General features: G+C 67.6%; 17 protein-coding genes and 1 tRNA gene. 11 read left to right on the forward strand and 7 right to left on the reverse strand.

What is annotated here, in order from left to right; translation table 11 throughout:
* Positions 1-503: 503 nt before the first annotated feature.
* Positions 504-577 (forward strand) — tRNA-Leu (locus ACVBEQ_RS06930).
* 69 nt (positions 578-646) lie between these two features.
* Here ACVBEQ_RS06930 and ACVBEQ_RS06935 read toward each other — a convergent pair.
* From ACVBEQ_RS06935 to ACVBEQ_RS06945, 3 genes are all read right to left on the reverse strand, one after another.
* Positions 647-2,002, reverse strand: coding sequence for a GNAT family N-acetyltransferase (locus tag ACVBEQ_RS06935; RefSeq protein ID WP_447153542.1), 1,356 nt, complete (start codon positions 2,000-2,002; stop codon positions 647-649).
* 118 nt (positions 2,003-2,120) lie between these two features.
* Positions 2,121-3,845: a purine-cytosine permease family protein gene (locus ACVBEQ_RS06940; RefSeq protein ID WP_447153543.1), complete on the reverse strand. Its 1,725-nt coding sequence runs from the start codon at positions 3,843-3,845 to the stop codon at positions 2,121-2,123.
* Between the two features lie 180 nt (positions 3,846-4,025).
* Positions 4,026-5,543, reverse strand: coding sequence for an aldehyde dehydrogenase family protein (locus tag ACVBEQ_RS06945; RefSeq protein ID WP_447153544.1), 1,518 nt, complete (start codon positions 5,541-5,543; stop codon positions 4,026-4,028).
* A gap of 251 nt (positions 5,544-5,794) precedes the next feature.
* On the opposite strand from ACVBEQ_RS06945, the gene ACVBEQ_RS06950 reads away from it, so the two are divergent.
* Positions 5,795-6,571, forward strand: a complete 777-nt coding sequence (locus ACVBEQ_RS06950) for a Bax inhibitor-1/YccA family protein (protein WP_447153545.1) — start codon at positions 5,795-5,797, stop codon at positions 6,569-6,571.
* 12 nt (positions 6,572-6,583) lie between these two features.
* Here ACVBEQ_RS06950 and ACVBEQ_RS06955 read toward each other — a convergent pair whose 3' ends face one another.
* Positions 6,584-7,594, reverse strand: coding sequence for an SGNH/GDSL hydrolase family protein (locus ACVBEQ_RS06955; RefSeq protein WP_447153546.1), 1,011 nt, complete (start codon positions 7,592-7,594; stop codon positions 6,584-6,586).
* Positions 7,595-7,809: 215 nt separating this feature from the next.
* Here ACVBEQ_RS06955 and ACVBEQ_RS06960 point away from each other — a divergent pair, with 215 nt between their 5' ends.
* The 5 genes from ACVBEQ_RS06960 to ilvA all read left to right on the forward strand — a co-directional run bounded on the left by ACVBEQ_RS06960 (position 7,810) and on the right by ilvA (position 13,252).
* Positions 7,810-9,183, forward strand: coding sequence for a cystathionine beta-synthase (locus tag ACVBEQ_RS06960; RefSeq protein ID WP_447153547.1), 1,374 nt, complete (start codon positions 7,810-7,812; stop codon positions 9,181-9,183).
* Between the two features lie 100 nt (positions 9,184-9,283).
* The gene (locus ACVBEQ_RS06965) at positions 9,284-9,826 is read left to right on the forward strand and encodes a hypothetical protein (protein WP_447153548.1); all 543 of its coding nucleotides are present in this window, start codon (positions 9,284-9,286) and stop codon (positions 9,824-9,826) included.
* A gap of 34 nt (positions 9,827-9,860) precedes the next feature.
* Entirely contained in the window at positions 9,861-11,012 is a 1,152-nt protein-coding gene (locus ACVBEQ_RS06970; RefSeq protein ID WP_447153549.1) for a cystathionine gamma-synthase, read from the forward strand.
* Positions 11,012-11,986: an ROK family protein gene (locus ACVBEQ_RS06975; RefSeq protein ID WP_447153550.1), complete on the forward strand. Its 975-nt coding sequence runs from the start codon at positions 11,012-11,014 to the stop codon at positions 11,984-11,986. Before ACVBEQ_RS06970 ends, ACVBEQ_RS06975 begins: the two co-directional genes overlap by 1 nt.
* Positions 11,987-12,040: 54 nt before the next feature.
* Positions 12,041-13,252 carry a threonine ammonia-lyase gene (gene ilvA, locus ACVBEQ_RS06980; protein ID WP_447153551.1) on the forward strand — a complete coding sequence of 404 codons (1,212 nt, stop codon included), beginning with the start codon at positions 12,041-12,043 and terminating at the stop codon, positions 13,250-13,252.
* A gap of 39 nt (positions 13,253-13,291) precedes the next feature.
* Here the strand turns inward: ilvA and ACVBEQ_RS06985 are convergent, their stop codons facing one another.
* A complete protein-coding gene (locus ACVBEQ_RS06985) occupies positions 13,292-14,410 on the reverse strand; it encodes an acyltransferase family protein (protein ID WP_447153552.1) in 1,119 nt (372 codons plus the stop codon).
* Positions 14,411-14,628: 218 nt separating this feature from the next.
* Complete coding sequence (greA, locus tag ACVBEQ_RS06990; protein ID WP_447153553.1) at positions 14,629-15,120, reverse strand: transcription elongation factor GreA; 492 nt, start codon at positions 15,118-15,120, stop codon at positions 14,629-14,631.
* A 511-nt stretch (positions 15,121-15,631) separates the two neighbouring features.
* Here greA and mca point away from each other — a divergent pair.
* From mca to ACVBEQ_RS07005, 3 genes are all read left to right on the forward strand, one after another.
* The gene (mca, locus tag ACVBEQ_RS06995; RefSeq protein WP_447153609.1) at positions 15,632-16,522 is read left to right on the forward strand and encodes a mycothiol conjugate amidase Mca; all 891 of its coding nucleotides are present in this window, start codon (positions 15,632-15,634) and stop codon (positions 16,520-16,522) included.
* A 17-nt stretch (positions 16,523-16,539) separates the two neighbouring features.
* Entirely contained in the window at positions 16,540-16,842 is a 303-nt protein-coding gene (locus tag ACVBEQ_RS07000; protein ID WP_447153554.1) for a hypothetical protein, read from the forward strand.
* A 232-nt stretch (positions 16,843-17,074) separates the two neighbouring features.
* Complete coding sequence (locus tag ACVBEQ_RS07005) at positions 17,075-17,776, forward strand: hypothetical protein (RefSeq protein ID WP_447153555.1); 702 nt, start codon at positions 17,075-17,077, stop codon at positions 17,774-17,776.
* On the opposite strand, the gene trhA is transcribed toward ACVBEQ_RS07005, so the two are convergent.
* Complete coding sequence (gene trhA / locus ACVBEQ_RS07010) at positions 17,769-18,449, reverse strand: PAQR family membrane homeostasis protein TrhA (RefSeq protein WP_447153556.1); 681 nt, start codon at positions 18,447-18,449, stop codon at positions 17,769-17,771. The two genes, ACVBEQ_RS07005 and trhA, sit on opposite strands and share 8 nt — an antisense overlap.
* 115 nt (positions 18,450-18,564) lie before the next feature.
* On the opposite strand from trhA, the gene ACVBEQ_RS07015 reads away from it, so the two are divergent.
* A complete protein-coding gene (locus ACVBEQ_RS07015) occupies positions 18,565-19,332 on the forward strand; it encodes an isoprenyl transferase (protein ID WP_447153557.1) in 768 nt (255 codons plus the stop codon).
* Positions 19,333-19,362 lie beyond the last annotated feature (30 nt).

A 19,362-nucleotide genomic window follows, 5' to 3' on the forward strand; every position in this document is an offset into this window, starting at 1 on the left:
CTGCATCCGCCACCGGTCGCAAGCGGCGGGGTACAGCACGGACGTACTCGGTGGCCATCGGCCTCACGCTGTGCACGGACAACCCCCGGGTCGGTTGAGGATCGCCCCCCCGGGGGATCCGGAACGCGACGCCACATCAGCGAGGCGCAGCAACGTCTGTCTTGATGATCGACTCTCGGTTACATTACCCGACCGAGACTAGCCCGTTTGCACAGATGAACACGGGCGGGCGCTGCTAACCCGGTATTCATCACAATGCGTGAGACCTTGTGCTCGTCCACCTTCGTTGCGACGATCCGCGCTGCCTTTGGTGCGGGGAGGTTGGGAAGTGACCTCACTCGCCGAACCCGGCCATGGTGATGCAAGACCACGGTGCGTGTCGCAGCCATCTGCGTGGTCTGCCACGAGCGGGCCCTCGGGCGATCCCGGACAGCGGCCACCAACACGAGGCGTCAAACGCCGCTGAACTATCCTGACGGACGAGTGTGATCACCATGGATGACGCCCCCGTAGCCCAATCGGCAGAGGCAGGCCACTTAAAATGGTCCCAGTGTGGGTTCGAGTCCCACCGGGGGCACGGCGGCCCGACTTGGGCAACGTCACCCAGGATGACGCTTCAAGTCAGCGTGGAGCACGGCACAACGCGTCAAACCTGGCCGGAAACCCTCAGCAGATTCGACTCCTGAGACATCTGGAAGTCCCGCGGTCGCGCATATGGGGTCCCGGTATCAGCGGCATTCCGGGCGTCAGTGACATGGGCGGCTCGCGGGCCGCCCGCGGAGCTCTGCCTGACGGCCCTGCTGTCAACCGTTGGTGTCGTGGTACGCGGGGTCGAGCTCTTTCTGACAAAGCTGATAGCGCTCGTGCTGGCTCGGACTGCACTCATCGCCTGGTGCGCAGCGAACCGGAATCCAACTGATCTGGCTCCGGAACCATAGGCAAATTCGTTTGTCACCCATAGTTGTTCACTCCACCGGAGCTTCGACACGTTCGGTCCGGGGGAGAAGTTGACCACCGAATCACCGCGCTCGATCGCCGCTTTGATCAGCTCGCCGTGGAGGTATGTCACGGGACCGAGCGACCAAATGTCCGGATGGAAGCCTGAGGAGTGGACGTAGCTGGAACCGGGCGAATGCAGAACCAGTTGCGACGCGAGCATGTCCCCGTCGATCTCGAGCTCGATGACGTAGGCGCGCCCCTGCGCGGCCAACTCGGGCACCACCGACAAGATCAGATTGCGATTACGGGGGTCAGCAAAGGCGTCCACGTGATGCACGCCGGCTTGTTCGTTCCGGGACCTCAACCGGTGCAGTTCCAAGAAGCGGCGAACGATCGCGGTCGTGACCTCTTCACCCGTGCGCCGATGCAGTGAGAAGGGTCGGCCATTCTTGGTGAGGCGGTTCTGGCTCCGTCGAAGGCTTTCTTTCACGTTGCGTTTGAGCGACGACCGCTGCTCCTCCCAGGTAGCAGCGAGGGGGAGGATGACACAGGCCCTCGGCCGCTGGTATGAACTGAACGTCGCCGGTCGATTCTTCCCGTAGGTCCACTCGGGTTCGAACCAGCCCTGGTTCGGGTCAATGGCCAGCTCGCACCAACCGGTCGTCGCGTCAAGGGTTTCGCTGACAACCGCTCGAGCGACATCCCGCGCGTAGTCAGGACGCGCGAGGTAACCGGGCAACTCGAACGGGTTGGGCCCTATGCCCATACCGACCATCACCAGACGATGTGCAAAAGTCATCGGTCCGACTCGAACAGCCTGGCGGTGCATCGGGGCAACGCCGACCAACTGTCCGGTCGTGACGTTCCGCACCAAAACGATGCGAGGGTCGTCCGGTTGGACGAAATTTCGATACCAGCCCATCACCCAGGTAGGGCTGAGAAACGGGTTGCTCGGGTAGGACTGGAGTTCGAAAAGCTCCTCCCAGTCCTCGTGATCGGTGGTGGTGAGATCGGTAGGCGCCACTGACGTTACGCGCAGTGAACCTTTGGCCGCATTGGTCACTTGATCGCATATCCTTAGGCCGAACGGGTGGGACTGGTTCGGCAACGATACGCCATGTTTCGCCGATGTTACTGAGAGTCCCGAAAAGAAGTTCGCGCGATCGGCATTTGGGGGAGCGCTACCTGCGGGCCGGCAGCAGGTGGTCGCCGACCTTGTCCGTCGACAGGTCCAGCGAACAGACATAGGCGTCGTGCGTCAGGCATCTGGCCATGTCCGGCCGTTCGTACTCCTGGTGGCAGACGTGGCAGGTGAGGGTCTCGCCGGACGGGTTGCCGTCGTCATCGAACATCGGCAGCGGGATGCCGTCGTCATCGCGACGTAGGTAGTACCTGCCTTTGGTGAGCACCGCCATCAGCGGCGTGAGAACCAGAGCAAGGACGATCGCCACGATGGGGGAGAACGGCTGGATCGCTGAACCGAAGAGCCCGAAGAAGACCGCGATGGACAGGCCGGCGGACAGGATCACCGACACGAAGCCCACGGGATTGACTGCGTAGAGCATGCCGCGGCGGAACTCCGGCACCGTCGGGGAGATCTTCAGCAGTCCCTTGTTGATGACGATGTCCGCTGCCACCGTGACGACCCAGGCGATGGCGCAGTTCGCGTAGAAACCCAGGATCGTGTTGAGGACGCTGAACATGTTCAGTTCCATGAGCAGCAGGGCCACCGAGACGTTGAAGATCACGAAGATCAGCCGTCCCGGGTAGCGCTTGGTGACCCTGGTGAAGCTGTTGGTCCAGGCCAACGAACCCGAGTAGGCGTTGGTGACGTTGATCTTGATCTGGCTGATCCCAACCAGGAAAACGGCGAGGGTCATCGCGGCCCAGCCCGGCAGGAACTGCTCGTACACCGTCAGGAACTGGTGGACGGGCTCGTTGGCCGTCGCGGCCGCATCCGGGGTCAGCTTCGCGATGATGTAGACGGCGACGAACAGCCCGACGATCTGCTTGACGGCGCCGAAGATGACCCATCCAGGACCGGCCAGGATGACCGCGCGCCACCATGACCGCCGGTTGGCGTCGGTGCGCGGCGGCATGAAACGCAGGTAATCGATCTGCTCCGCGATCTGAGCCATCAGCGACAGGCAGACGCCCGCGGCGAGCATCATCGCGGCGAAGCTCGGCGTCCCGTCCCCGTCGGCGCCCTGGTAGGCGAAGAAGGTCTCGACCGAATCCGGGTGGCTCACCAGCAGGTACACCATCGGGATGACGAACAGCACCAGCCACAGCGGCGTCGTCCAGACCTGAAGCTTGGCAAGGGCTTTCATCCCGTAGATGACCAGCGGGATCACCATCAGGGTGGACACCGCGTACCCCAGCCAGAGCGGTATGCCCAGCCCGAGTTCGAGGCCCTGGGCCATGATCGAACCCTCGAGCGCGAAGAAGATGAAGGTGAAGGTGGCGAAGATGACGTTTGTCAGCACCGAGCCGTAGTAGCCGAAGCCGGACCCTCTGGTGATCAGGTCGAGGTCGATGTTGTACCTGGCGGCGTAATAGGCGAGCGGGAACCCGGTGACGAAGATGATCACCGCGGCGATGAGGATGCCCCACACGGCGTTCGTGGTGCCGTACGCGATCCCGATGTTGGCACCGATGGCGAAATCGGCGAGGTAGGCGATCCCGCCCAGCGCCGATGTTGCGACCACGCCGGTGCCCCACCGCCGGTAGGAGCGCGGCGCGAACCGGAGGGTGTAGTCCTCGAGCGTCTCGTTCGCCGCGGTCGCGGGCCGTTCCGGTTCGGTGGGCGGAACGGTGGGGAAACCGCCGGCGTCATAGGCGGCGCCCTGATGTCGGGACTCGGTTGTGCCGACCTGCGGATTGCCTGCTCCTGGCGATGCGGTCATGGGCCGGGTCCTCTCGACGACCGCGGGGGTAGGCCGAGGGACGACAGAACGAGGACCCCCACGTTTGCCTCACTCCATCGCGCAACCTAAGGCCACGATGTTTCGAGGAAAGGGTGCGCTGCGTTTCCGATGTGTGACAGTTCGCGACCCTAAGTGACACCTTCGGGCGGTCTGCCGCGGTCAGCGGGGATCCGGGCGCCGCCGACCACGCAGCACCTTCGTGGCGGCGAGCATCAACCGGTCGGTGAAGGACGTCCGGGCGAAGGTGGCGATCGCCAGCGGACCGGCGAACCGGAGCCGGGCGATGCCCTTGGCGGAGGCGAACTCGCGCAGACCGTCGGCCCCGTGGATTCGCCCGAATCCCGACTGCTTGACGCCGCCCATCGGCAACGCAGGAATCCCGGTGAACGCGATGATCGAGTTCACCGACACCACGCCGCAGTGCAATCTGTGGGCCAGTTCCGCACCGCGTCGACGGGCGAAGACCGCGGCCCCCAGGCCGAAGGAGGACGAGTTGGCCAGCCGGATCGCCTCGTCCATGTCGCCGACCACGGCCACCGTCAGGGTCGGACCGAAGGTCTCCTCCCGCACGGCGATCGAATCCTCCGGAACCCCGATCAGCACCGTGGGCTGGACGAAGCGCTCGCCGACGGCATCGACGCCGCCGGTGACCGCGGTGCCGCCACGCGAGAGCGCATCCTCGATGTGCCGTCGGACGACACCGACCTGAGTCGGCATCGTCATCGGGCCGATCTTCTGCCCGGGTCCAGAACGCAGGCCGCTCGACAGCTCGAGTACCTGCTCGAGGAATTCGTCGTACACGTTCCGGTGGACGTAGACCCGTTCGACGCCGAGGCAGGTCTGGCCGGCGTTCATGAACCCGCCCCAGACGGCAGCCTCCGCGGCCGCCGCGACGTCGGCGTCCTCGTCGACCAGCAGCGCATCCTTGCCGCCGCCCTCGATCACCGCCGGGACCAGGCCGTCGGCGCAGGCGTGCAGGACCCGTTTGCCGGTGGCGGCCGAGCCGGTGAAGGCGATCTTGTCCACGCCCGCCCGGCAGAGCGCCTGCCCCGTGTCACCGAACCCGGTGACCAATTGCAGCACGGGCGCCTCGGGCACCACCTCGGCGAAGGCGTCGACCAGCCAGGCGCCGACCCCGGGGGAGTACTCGCTGGGTTTGAACACCACCGCGTTCCCGGCTGCGAGGGCGTAGACCAGCGATCCCATCGGCGTGTAGACGGGGAAGTTCCAGGGTCCGATCACCCCGACCACGCCCATCGGCTGGTACTCCACCGAGGAGGCGTAGTTGAAGCTGAACGCGCCCGACCGCACCCGGCGGGGCCCGAGGACCTTCTCCGCGTGCCCCGCGGCCCAGGCGATGTGCTCGACCGCCATCATGACCTCGAGCCGGGCGTCCGACAGGGGCTTGCCGACCTCCGCGTGCATGACGCCGGCCAGTTCGTCGATCCGCCGGGTGAGCACCGCCGCCCATCCGTTCAACCGCCGCGCCCGCTGGGCGAACGACAGCGACGACCAGAAGTCGGACGCCTGCCGAGCGGACTCCACAGCCGCATTCACGGCGGCCGCGTCGTGCACGGGGTGCGTACCGACCACCTCGCCGGTCGCGGGATCCAGCGAATCGAAGGTCGCTGCCCGGTCGTCACGCTCCACGCGCGGACCGGGAACGGTGATGGTCACGGGGAACCTCCGGCGGAACTGTCGAGCGACACCGCGGATCAGGCCGGCCGTTGTCGCACCGACCGTGATCGTCTCCCACCGACCTTATCCGTGCGCGGGAACTTCGCCGCAGACGGCGACGTTGGAGGGTATGGAAGCCCAGCAGAATGCTCTCGAGATCGAGTTGATGATCGACATCGGCCGATTGTCAGGTGATCATGTCTGCAGGAATTCCCTACAGGTCAGCGTCAACCGCCTCACCGGAGGTCACCGTGCAGAGCAGCAGTAACCCAGCCTTCAAGAACATGGAGAAGGTGATCAGCGCCCAGCAGCAGGCTGCGCCGAGCGCCGAGTACCTCGACCAGATGTACCAGCAGCCGGCCTACCAGGCGCCGGCCCGCGAGCGTTTCCTGACCGTCGACGACGTGGTGACCAAGACCGCGGCGATCCTCGTCCTGGCGGTCATCGCCGGTTTTGCCACCGCCTACTTCGAGGCCTACTACCTGGCCCTGCCGGCGGCGCTGATCGGCTTCGTGTTGTCGCTGGTCGTCATCTTCAAGCGCAAGATCAGCCCTCCGCTGATCATCGGCTATGCGATTGCCGAGGGCATCTTCCTCGGTGCCATCACCGGCGTGTTCAACCAGTGGTACCCGGGCATCGCCGCACAGGCAATCGTCGGCACGCTGGGCGTGTTCGGCGGCATGCTGGTCGTCTACAAGACCGGCGCCATCCGGGTCACGCCGCGGCTGACCAAGATGATCATCGGCGGCATCATCGGTGTCGCCGTGCTGATGCTGTTCAACCTGGTCATGGGCCTGTTCGGTGTCAACATGGGCCTGCGGGACGGCGGCACCCTGGCAATCGTCTTCTCGATCGTCTGCATCGCGCTCGCCGCGTTCAGCTTCCTGCTCGACTTCGATGCCATCGACAAGGCGATCAAGGAAGGCGCGCCGGCCAGCACCTCGTGGTACTTCGCCTTCGGCCTGATGGTCACCCTCGTCTGGCTGTACCTGGAGATCCTGCGGCTGCTCAGCTACATGAGGCAGTAGCCGCCGTCGGCGTCAGCTGACCACACCGGGCCCGGGCCCGGCACCGATTCCTTCGGCTGCCGGCCCGGGCTTCGTGCTGTCCGGGTTCGTGGTGTCCGTGCTGTCGGGATCGTCTGCCAGGTGCTCCAGCGCAACCGGGAGAACGGCCGCCATCGCACGCTCGTAGCCCGCTCCTGACGGATGGAAATGGTCGCCGGCGAACATCTCCGGGTTACCCACGAACTGGGGGCTGACCAACCGGGCGAGCGGCACCGATGCGCCACCGGCCGACAGCACGGCCCGCTCCTGGAGGGCGGCGAGTCGGAGCGACCAGGTGCTCAGCACCGTGCGGAGTGGCTGCGGGATCGCCGTGATCACCCCGAAGTCCGGGCAGGTGCCGACGACCACCGGGATGCCCGCGGACACCAGGTCGTGCACGGCCGTTCCCAGCTGAGTCGCCGACCGGCGCGGCGGGACCATGTCGCGCAGGTCGTTGGCGCCGACCAGGATCACGGCCAAATCTGGCGGTGCAGCCAGGCACAGTTCCACCTGCCGGGTGAGATCGGACGTCCGCGCGCCGGTGAGGCCGTGGGACACCAGTCCGACAGTTCGGCCGGTGTGGGCGGCGATGCCGCGCGCGAGCAGCACTCCGGGCAGTTCGTCCGGCGTCCGTGTGCCGTACCCGACCGAGGTGGAGTCGCCCAGCATGACGAGCGTGAGAGAAGGTTGATCGGCCGCGTCCGACGCGAGCGCAGTGCCGTCGGCGGCGTAGGTGCCCGCACCCTGCGGCAACCGGATGTGCTGGAGATGGTCGGCGAGCCGCTGCTGCGCCCGCGAACCGCCGGGCAGTGCGGGAGGCACCAGGGAGCCGTCCGCGAGGAACGCATCGACACCGGCGGCCTCGATGTACCGGGTGGTGCTCTTCGCCTGCCCGAACAAGGTGAGCAGTGCACTGCTGACGCCGGCGAGAAGACCGAGGCCGGCCATCGTGCCCAGGCCGATCCGGGGGCCGGACGTGGGGTTCGGGCCCGATCCGATAGTCACGAGCGCACCCCCTGACGTCGGGACGATCGCCCCATTCTGACCTGATCCGGACGACGATTCTCTTTGTGTAACACGCGCGTGGCGATGATGTTCCGGCCGACGTGGTCTCCACTGCCCTTCTGGAGATCGCGCCGGGACCGGTTGATACGGCCGGCCGGACTGCGCCGTGCCGATAACCTGGGACCGTCGCCTGTCCCGAACCGAGGAGAAACCCCGTGCGCTACGCACAGTCCGTCGTCGACCTGGTCGGGAACACCCCGCTGGTCAAGCTCGGCCCACTGGCGAAGGACGTTGCGCCGCTGGTGCTCGCCAAGGTCGAGTACGTCAACCCGGGTGGATCCGTGAAGGACCGCATTGCGCTGAAGATGATCACCGCGGCAGAGGAGTCGGGCGCGCTCCGGCCGGGCGGGACCATCGTCGAGCCGACCAGCGGCAACACCGGCGTCGGGCTGGCGCTGGTCGCGCAGCAGCGGGGCTACCGGTGCGTCTTCGTCTGCCCGGACAAGGTCAGCGAGGACAAGCGGAACGTGCTGCGGGCCTACGGCGCCGACGTGGTGGTCTGCCCGACCGCAGTGGCCCCGGAGGATCCGAACTCCTATTACTCCGTCTCCGACCGGCTGGTCCGGGAGACGCCTGGCGCGTGGAAGCCGGACCAGTACTCCAATCCGCAGAATCCGGCCAGCCACTACGAGACGACGGGTCCGGAGATCTGGGCCGACACCGACGGCCGGGTCACGCATTTCGTCACCGGCGTGGGCACCGGTGGCACGATCTCCGGCGTCGGGCGCTACCTCAAGGAGGTCTCCGGCGGCCGGGTGCAGATCATCGGTGCCGACCCCGAAGGCTCCGTGTATTCCGGGGGAACGGGCCGGCCGTACCTGGTGGAGGGTGTCGGCGAGGACTTCTGGCCGTCCGCCTACGACCCCACGGTGACCGACGAGATCATCGCCGTGTCCGATGCGGAGTCGTTCGCGATCACCCGCCGGTTGGCCCGCGAGGAGGGCTTGCTCGTCGGCGGGTCCTGCGGCATGGCGGTGGCTGCCGCCCTGCGATTGGCCGGCAGGTTGACGGCCGATGACATCGTCGTCGTCCTGCTGCCGGACGGCGGGCGCGGCTACCTGTCCAAGATCTTCTCGGACGGCTGGATGGCGTCCTACGGATTCCTCGCCCGGGACGGCGAGGCCACTGTCGGTCAGGTGCTCCGCGGAAAGAGTGGTGAACTGCCGTCGCTGGTGCACACCCACCCCAAGGAAACGGTCCGCGACGCGGTCGAGATCATGCACGAGTACGGGGTCTCGCAGATGCCCGTCGTGTCGGCGGAACCGCCGGTGATGGTGGGCGAGGTCGTCGGTGCGGTGGCGGAACGGGAATTGCTCGATGCGCTGTTCGCCGGCACCGCATCCCTCGCGGACGCGGTGTCGCACCACATGGCCCCGGCCTTCCCGCTGGTCGGGTCGGGCGAGAACATCGCGACGCTGCGGAAGGCCCTCCACGACAGCGACGCGGTGATGGTGATCGACGACGGCAAGCCGGTCGGCGTCCTGACCCGCGCGGATCTGTTGACCTTCCTGGCCGGCGAGCGAGGCTGACCCGCCCGACCGGATTGGGTGTTCCGCACGCGAATGCCCCGCTTCGGCCTACCATTGGCCTGCGTCACCGATCGTGGTCACCGATCGCAGGGGAGGTCCCGTGAGCTACCTACCGGCTCCCTACGAGTCGCCACAGCAGGACGATCTGTCCGCGACGCTGTCAGCGATCCTCACCGCGACGGTCGCCCTGATCACCTCGTGGGTGATCGGCCAGCAGGCGTACCCGGTGATCCGCGACGTCATCGACGGTGCCATGGGCAATCTGACCGATGCCGAGCAGGACGCGTTGACGTCGGAGTTGGACACCGTCGCCGTGCCCACGGTGGGCTGGGCGCTCGCGGCGGTGCTGATGACGATCGGTGCCGTCCTGCTGTTGTTCCGCCGCGGCCGCAAGCTGCTCATCCTGGGTGCGTTGATCTCCATCGGCACGACGGCCTGGGCGCACTACGGTCTCGGGTACGGCGGCGACGGCGCGACGGTCGTGGTGAACCAGTGGCCGCTGTTCTGGGGCGGCGTGGTGGTCGCCGTCTTCGGGTTGCTGCCTGCGACCGCGCGCTGGATCGGGAAGAGCCGGGCAGCTGCCAAACCGTCGACCGTCATCGGCACCACGGAATCCGGCGCGGTGCTCTGGCCCGGCATGTGAAGGGCGGTCGGGGAGCCGCATTACCCTGACCCGCATGACGTTGCAGTCCGATGACGGGTTCTCCACCCGTGCCATCCACGCCGGCCAGGACCCCGATCCGCTGACCGGATCCGTGGTCGTCCCGATCTATCAGACGTCCACCTACGCGCAGGACGTGGTCGGGCAGACCAGGGCGGGGTACGACTACTCACGGGCCGGGAACCCCACCCGGACGGCACTGGAGCAGGCACTGGCCAGCCTCGAGGGCGGCCGTCACGGTCACGCGTTCGCCTCCGGGATGGCCGCGTCGGACACCATGATCCGTGCGGTCCTGCGGCCCGATGACCACCTGATCATCCCCGACGACGCGTATGGCGGGACCTTCCGGCTGATCGACAAGATCGGTGTGCCATGGGGTTTGACGTATTCCTCGGTGCCGCTGGGCGACCTCGATGCGGTCCGTGCGGCGATCAGGCCGGAGACCCGGCTGGTCTGGTGCGAGACGCCCACCAACCCCCTGCTGGCCATCGCCGACATCGCGGGACTGGCGGACATCGCCCACGGTGCCGGCGCCCAACTGTTGGTGGACAACACCTTTGCCTCGCCGTATCTGCAACAGCCGCTGGCCCTCGGCGCCGATGTCGTCCTGCACTCGACGACGAAGTACATCGGCGGGCACTCGGACGTCATCGGCGGCGCACTGGTCACCGACGACGACGCCCTCGCTGAGGCGTTGGCCTTCCACACCAAATCGATGGGCGGCGTCCCCGGCGCGTTCGATGCCTGGCTCACCCTGCGCGGCGTGAAGACCTTGGCCGTCCGGATGGAACGGCACTGCGACAACGCCGAGGGCATCGCGGATCTGCTCGTCGGGCATCCCCGGGTGGGCCGCGTGTACTACCCGGGGCTTCCCGATCACCCGGGCCATCAGGTCGCGGCGGGCCAGATGCTGCGCTTCGGCGGCATGGTGTCGTTCACCATGGTCGGCGGTCAGGACGAGGCGCTGAAGGTCTGCGAGCGCACCCGGCTGTTCACCCTCGGCGAGTCGCTCGGCGGCGTGGAGTCGCTCATCGAGCACCCCGGACTGATGACGCACGCCAGCGTCGTGGGGTCCTCTCTCCAGGTCCCCAACGACCTGATCCGGCTGTCGGTCGGCATCGAGGACCTCGACGACCTGCTGGTCGATCTGCGGGACGCGCTCGACTGATGGCAGACGAGAACCGTCGGCTGGCAATGGCTCTCGACATCGGCGGCACCAAATTCGCGGCCGCCGTCGTCGACGAGGACGGTGAGGTCGTCGCCACCGAGCGGGTGCCGACGCCGCGGAGCACCGACCCGGACGAGGTGTTCGGCGCGGCCGTCGCGGCCGTCGACGGGGTACTGGATTCCACGGGTCTGGCGTTCGGCACGGGCGGTCTGGCGCCGGCGATCGGCGTCGGAACGGCGGCGCCGCTCGATCTGGCGGCCGGGACCGTCTCGCCGGTCAACATTCCCGGCTGGCGATCGTTCCCGTTGCGCGACAGGCTGTCCGACCGGTTCGGGGTGCCGGTCGGGATGATCGGCGACGGCGTGGCGATGGCCGTCGGCGAGCATTGGAAGGGTGCCGCGCGGGGTCATGACGGTGTACTCGGCATGGTGGTGTCCACCGGAGTCGGTGGTGGCCTGGTGCTCGGAGGTCGTGCCGTGGCCGGCTCGACCGGCAACGCGGGCCACATCGGCCACATCTCGGTCGACCCCGCCGGCCCGCGGTGCGTCTGCGGCGGCACCGGGTGCCTGGAAGCGATCGCCAGCGGCCCATCGCTGACCCGCTGGGCCGAGGCGAACGGGTTCACCGGAGGAGACGGGACGGCCGTCGCCGTGGCCAGGGCCGCCGATGCCGGTGACCCGGTGGCCGTGGCGGCGTTCCGCCGGGCCGGCGAGGCGCTCGGTCTGGCGATCGCCGGCGCGGTCACCCTGCTCGACCTGGATCTCGTGGTGGTCGGCGGCGGGGTGGCCGCCGTGGGTCCGCTGCTGTTCGACCCGCTGGCCGCCGCGTACAGCCGGTATGCGGCGCTGGGTTTCGCCGCCACCCCCCGGCTGGTGCCGGCGGTGCTCGGCGGGACCGCCGGGCTCATCGGCGCCGCCGCGGTGGTGCTGCTGCCCGACGCCTACTGGCCGCGTAGCGGCGGATCGGCTGCCTGAACCGAGCCCTTGATTGAGGCCGCCGGCCCTGGCGGCCGCTGGCAGGATGCACCCATGGAACAGGTGAGCGTCGAGGACGTCCGGGAAGCAGCTGAGCTGCTGCGGGGAGTTGCCAGGTACACGCCGATGGAATCGTCACGGCCGCTGGCCGATGCGGTCGGCGGGCCCGTCTTCCTCAAGTGCGAGAACCTTCAGCGGACCGGATCTTTCAAGATCCGCGGCGCCTACGTGCGGATCTCCCGGCTCAGCCCCGCCGAGAAGGCGGCCGGGGTGGTGGCGGCGTCGGCCGGCAACCACGCGCAGGGAGTGGCTCTCGCCGCCGATCTGGTCGGCGCGAAAGCGACCGTGTTCATGCCGGTCGGGGCCTCGATCGCCAAATTGACCGCGACAAGGGCCTACGGCGCCACCGTGGACCTCGTCGGTGAGTCGCTCGACGACGCGCTCATCGCAGCCACCGAGTTCTCCGCCCGGACCGGCGCGGTGCTGGTCCATCCGTTCGACCATCCCGACGTGTTGCGCGGTCAGGGCACGGTCGGCCTCGAGATCCTCGAGCAGGTCCCCGAGCTGGCAACGGTGGTGGTGGCTGCGGGCGGGGGCGGGCTGATCAGCGGCGTGGCCGCTGTCGTCCGCGCCCTGCGCCCGGACGTCCGGATCGTCGGGGTGCAGGCCGAACAGGCCGCCGCCTGGCCGGGATCGCTCCGGGCGGGCCGGCCCGTCAGATTGCGGAACATGTCGACACTCGCCGATGGCATCGCCGTCGGGGAGCCGACGGCGCTGACCTACGCGCACGTCAGCGAGTTGGTCGACGAGATCGTCACCGTGTCGGAGGACCAGCTCTCGCAGGCCATGTTGCTGTGCCTGGAACGCGCGAAGCTGGTGGTGGAAGCGGCCGGTGCCGCGGCCGTTGCGGCCATCATGGCGCACCCCGAGGCATTCCGGCCGCCGGTGGTCGCGGTGCTCTCGGGCGGCAACATCGACCCGCTGGTGTTGTTGCACCTCACCCAGCACGGCCTGGTGGCAGCGCGTCGTTTCCTCTCGCTGCGGCTGGAGATCATCGACCGGCCGGGTTCACTGGCCTCGTTGCTGGCACTGGTCGGCGACCTGGGCGGGAACGTCGTGGACGTCGAGCATTCCCGGGTCGGCTCGTCGCTGCCGCTGGGTGATGTCGAGGTCGCCCTGCGGCTGGAGACCAGGGGAGCACCGCACTGCGCGGAGATCGTACAGGCGCTGGCCGCGGCCGGCTTCCGCGTGTTGGAACAGCGCTGACGCGTCGTAGAGGGTCACACCTGGCGGCGTCATCGCAACTCAGCGCGGGGCGGATTGACTTCCTGGCCTCACCAGTCGGCGGGGCGTCCATGACTTCAGTGCCAGTGCTGGTGATTCCACCAGCGTCCAACTGAGCAACGCCAGGAACAACGTGATGACCAGCGACGCTGCAAAGTAGGCCAAGACCGACCACCCCTCCGCGCCGACCAGCAGTAGAAGGACCTGCACTGGCCAGGCATACACGTATACGCCGTACGACAAGTCGCGCTTCGCCCCAACGCGCGCCAGGCGGGCACTCGACCCGAGCAAAAGGACCAGATACGCGACTGCCGGGGCAGCGATCAAGACGTAGGCCAGCCGACCGGCAGGGTCGGATCCGATGAAGATTGCGGCCGCCAATCCGCCCGCGAAAGCTACGGCCGCGCCGGCGCCGAAGAACCAGTTCAGCGGAATCCGATCAGACCACAACCGCAAGACTGCACCGGCAAGAAACATCGAACCGAACCGAAGAAAGATCGAGGCGGTGACGCTGCCCCCGGTCAAACCCCCATCGGTAACCAGATCGGCAAAGCTCGCGAGCCAGGCGACCGATGCGATCACCAGAACGATCCACCGCCTGCGGCTGAGCAGTCCGGCAACCCCGAGTACCGCAATGCCCAAGTAGCAGACGAACTCGTAGAACAGTGTGTAGAGCGACCCGTTGACTGCCTGTCCGCCGAGCAGGCCGCGGACTTCGTACTGTTGGATGTACAGCGCGGAATTGCCGATCATGTATCCAGCAACTGACAGATCGCCGGTCCACGGGTATCCGGACATGCTGCCGTACTGCAGCAATTGCGCAATCGGCAGCAGCACGAACCCGGTCACCAAAAGGCAGACCCAGAAACCGGGGAGGATCCGCAGGCACCGCCGCCAAAGATAGCGCCACACCGACGGCGAACTGAGGAAGCTCCCGGCGATGAGGAAGCCACTGAGCGCGAAGAAGCCGTCAACGGCAACGGTTCCGATGTCGACGGCGCCATTGGTGCGCTCGGCGAGGGGATCTTGACCGCCGTGCAACTTGAGGGTGTGCGAGACAAGGACCAGAATCGCAAGGCCCAGCCGGAGAGCGTTGACGCTGTTATTGCGCGGATGGAATCGCTGGCCGACTGCGGTCACGCCACTCCCCGTATCGTCTAACAGACGCTCTCCTCAAGGATCAACAGATCACTCTCTGTCAACCCTCCCCTTCCGTAAGAGTAGACCATCGGGGCGAGAGTAGGAGTCATGATGAGCGAGCGAGCTGAGAAGACAGCAGAAGGCAACGGCCGCGACGCGGTGAATACACCGGGTCGCGGCCGTCGGACGGCTCTCCGCCGAGGGGCGGGTGGGACAGCTCAGCCGGCGAACGGCTTGGCGTCCACCACGCTGACCTTCTGAACCCGCCCGTTGGGCAGGACGTATTCGCGGGACTCGCCGCGGCTGGCGCCGAGGATGGCCTGCCCGAGCGGTGACTGCGGGGAGTACACCTGCAACGAGCCGTGCACACCCTCCTCGCGGGAGCCGAGCAGGAAGGTCTCGCGGTCGTTGTCGTCGCCGTCGTAGGCGATGGTGACGACCATCCCCGGCTCCACAACGCCGTCGTCGGCGGGCGGGACGCCGACCTGGGCGCTGCGCAGGATCTCCTGCAGGTGCCTGATCCTTGCCTCCTGCTTGGCTTGCTCGTCGCGGGCGGCATGATAGCCGCCGTTCTCCTTCAGGTCGCCTTCCTCGCGGCGGGCATTGATCTCCGACGCGAGGACCGGGCGGTGAGCGACCAGGTCGTCGAGCTCCTGCTTGAGGCGGTCGTGGGCGTCCTGGGTCAGCCAAGTCACGACTGTGCCGGTCATGGCAACTCCTCACTACTGCAGATATCGTGCGCAGCACCGGGGATCCGGTGACGCGGGGGTTGTGCTGACGTACTGAACCGTTTGCGATGCGGTGTAACCGCTCGCAATGGGCCCGAGAAACACGTCACGGCCCCGTCCAGGGGCCGTTGGCGTCACCAATTCTACCACGATAGGAAGACCTACAGTCCGATTTCATGCGCGCTCCGGGCCGGCCACCGAGTCGCCATCACATGCCGACGAAGCCCGTGGGGAAGGCTGTGACCTGCGGCGATGAGCATTCCGCCGGCCGATCCCGGCGGCTGGTTCGAGACTGTCGGTGCGCGGTGGAGAATGGACGGAGCCCGGCAGTGAGGCGGGACCGAAAGGGGAGCGGCACACGGTGAGTAACGGCAATACGTCGGTGGCGGACAGCGCCGCGACAAATACGTCCGGTCCGGCGCCCGCGGGCACAGCGGCGACCGATCCGGTCGCCGAGCGGGACGACGCCGCAAGGCTCGCGCCGCTCCGCCTGATGGCCGTGCATGCGCACCCGGACGACGAGTCGAGCAAGGGCGCCGCATCGCTGGCCAAGTACGCCGCGGAGGGCGCGGGCGTCGTCGTCGTCTCCTGCACCGGTGGAGAGCGCGGTGACATCCTCAACCCCAAGTTCGCGGTCGACGGCATCGACATCCCGGCACTGCGCATTGCCGAGATGGCCCGCGCTGCAGAGATTCTCGGGGTCGCGCACGTCTGGCTCGGCTTCCACGACTCCGGCTACCACGAGGGGCCGCCGGAAAGCTGGGACCTCCCGGAGGGCTCCTTCGGGGCGCTCCCGGTAGAGGAGGAGGTTGCGGCGCTGGTCAAGGTGGTCAGGCAGTACCGGCCGCACGTGATGACGACCTATGACGAGAACGGCGGTTACCCGCACCCGGACCACATCCGTTGCCACGTTGTCTCGGTCGGCGCGTTCGAGGCGGCCGGCGACCCTGACGCGTACCCCGAGGCGGGCGAGCCGTGGCAGCCGTTGAAGCTGTACTACAACGTCGGATTCTCCCGTGAGCGCATCCTGGCGATCAACGACGCCGTGAAGGAACGAACCGGGGAGGGACCGTTCGACGAGTGGATCCAGCGGTTCGCCGAGCATCCGCGTCCCGACCCGGCGAGCCGGATCACGACCAAGGTCCCGGTCGCGGAGTACTTCGAGCACCGGGATGCCGCGCTCAAGGCGCACGAGACGCAGATCGACCCCGACTCGCACTGGTTCGCGGTTCCGCACGACCTGGAGGCCGAGATCTGGGGCACCGACGACTATGAGCTGGCCCGGTCACTGGTGGACAGCCCGCTGCCGGAGGACGACCTGTTCGCCGGTCTCCGCGACCGGTCCCAACCCGAACTGGACCGAGCCGCCCGGGATCGGGCATGAGCCTGCTGATGACGGCCATGCAGGCGCTGGCCGAGGCCCCGCCGGCCGACATCGATCCGACGACCGGCAAGGGTGCCGAGTTCGGCAAGGCGGCGCCCGTCGGTCTGCTGGTCATCCTGCTGATGTGCGTCGCGACCTTCTTCCTGCTGCGCTCGATGAACCGCAACATGCGCAAGGTCCCGAAGTCGTTCGGTCCGATCGCCGAGCAGGGGGCCCAGCCCCTCGACGCAGAGTCTGCCGAGGCTGAACGAGCCGGGTCTGATGTGGTCGAAGACGGCTCCGAGCCGGTCGGCGAGCGATCGCCTCGTCCACCTGCGTGATCCCGCGAGCCGATCATCTCGGCCTGATCATCTCGGCCTGATCATCGTTGTCCGCATGTGCGACGCCGCCGGCGGGCACATGCGTACTGCTGCACCCTGACGCCCGTCCCAAGCCCCCGTTCGGTGCTGCACACCTTCTGACCTTTGCTGGGGAACAAACCGCTCCCACATGCGTTGTAGCGGGTGTAACGTTGTAATCATTGCAACGTACCTAACAGAAAGGAAGGCTCCGATGAAGGGATACTTCGCAGCTTGGGGCGAGGGCGAGCAGCCCGGCCCAGCAGGGCCCGGAAAGCACGGGCACGGTAGAGGTGGCGGCGGCGGTCGGGGTCAAGCCGGTCGCGGCGGTCCGGGCTTCGGCGGTTACGGGCCGGGTCGCGGATTCGGCCCGCGCGGTCGTGGCCGGGGCGGTGCGCCCGAGGCGCCTGACGCCTCCGACGCGGCCGCATGGTTCGCCGGTCGGTTGCCCGACGAGTGGTTCACCGGTGCGCCCGACGTCAGCGTCGATCGTGACGAGATCATCATCGTCGGCGAGTTGCCGGCGCTCACCGAGGAATTCGCCGACGAGGCCGCTCGTGCGGCCGCCGAGGCAGGACGGATCTCACGCTTCCGGGAGGACACCAGGGAGCAGCGGATCGAGATCGCCCGTCAGGGCCAGCACCGGTACGGCAGGGAGATCTCCTGGGGCGCACGCCTCGGAGGTTCCGAGGAACTGTTCACCACGCTCTCGGCGCCGGTGATGACCCGTCTGCGTCAGCCGGAACGGCAGATCCTGGACACGCTTGTCGAGTCCGGCGTCGCACGGTCACGTTCGGATGCGGTCGTGTGGGCGGTCAGGTTGCTCGGCCAGAACGCCGACACCTGGCTCGGAGATTTGCGCAACGCCATGGAAGAGGTCACCAGGCTCCGCGACAAGGGGCCGGACCTCAGCTGACGCAGAGCAGGAGCAGCCAGATCGCGACGCAATGGCACAGCGCGGCCAGCGTCACGCAGGCATGGAAGTACTCGTGGTAGCCGAACGTCCCCGGCCAGGTGTTCGGCTTGCGCAACGCGTAGAAGATCGCGCCGACGGAGTACAGCACCCCGCCGGTCGCGATCAACACGAGGACGGCCACCCCACCGCTCCGCAGGATGTCGGGGAGGACGAACACCGCCACCCAGCCGAGGCCCAGGTAGAACGGGACCCCCAGCCACCGCGGTGCATGCGGCCACAGCATCTTCAACGCGACGCCGCCCGCAGCGCCCACCCACACCACGATCAGCACAACGGTGCTGGTCGGCGGGGTGAGCGCCAGGGTGGCCAGCGGCGTGTACGAGCCTGCGATGAAAATGAAGATCATCGAGTGGTCGGCGCGTTTCATCCAGGTCCTGGCCCGGGGTGAGACCCAGGTGTGCCGGTGGTAGATCGCGCTGACGCTGAACAACCCGACGAGGGATATTGCGTACACGGTGCAAGCCAAAGCTGCGCCGAGGCCGTCGAACACCGCGGCCATCGGAATGAGGACCAGGCTCATCACCACGGCGACGATCGCCGAGTACACGTGGATCCAACCGCGGGCCCGCGGTCTGCCGTGAACCGCCGCGCCGGCGAGTTCTGCTGTCGTCATGGCTCCATCGTCCTCGATCGATGCGAATCTGGGCAGCGGGCCGTCGGGTGATCCCGGTCCCCCACCGGCGCCGACAAGCCGTCACGCCGGCCGCGCGACAGTAGGGTCAACACCCGTGAGGCTCCCGTCGCTGGTCTACCGCGTCTACGAACGCAAGTTGACCCGGGAATTGGTCGGGGCGCAAATCCCGCATCACGTCGGGGTCATGCTCGACGGCAACCGTCGGTGGGCCCGCAAGGCGGGATTCACCGACCCGACCGAGGGGCACCGGGCGGGGGCGGCCCACATCGCCGACCTGCTGCAATGGTGCCAGGAGGCCGGCATCGGCATGGTCACCCTGTGGCTGCTCTCCACCGAGAATCTCCGCCGGGCCGACGACGAGCTGCTGCCGCTGCTCGAGATCATCACCGACGTCGTCGACGAGCTGGCCGCACCCGGCCAGCCGTGGAAGCTGCGGATCGTCGGTGCCCGGGAGCTGCTGCCCGACGCGATGGCCACCCGGCTGACCGCGGCCGAGATGCGGACCAGTTCGCGCAGCGGCCTGGAGGTCAACATCGCGGTCGGCTACGGCGGCCGGCAGGAGATCGTGGACGCGGTCAAGTCGATGCTGGAGACCGGCATCGAGGAGGGCCACGGTATTCGCGAGGTGATCGACTCACTGGACGTCGAGGCCATCGGCGAACACCTGTACACCTCCGGCCAGCCGGATCCCGACCTGGTGATCCGCACCTCCGGGGAGCAGCGGCTGTCCGGGTTCCTGCTGTGGCAGAGCGCGCACTCGGAGTTCTGGTTCTGCGAGGCCTACTGGCCGGACTTCCGGCGGGTCGATTTCCTCCGCGGGCTCCGCGACTACGCCGCCCGGCACCGTCGCTACGGCGAATGAGCTCGGCGTTTACCCTGACCGCGTTTACCC

The sequence above is a fragment of the Nakamurella sp. GG22 genome, from assembly GCF_052976845.2.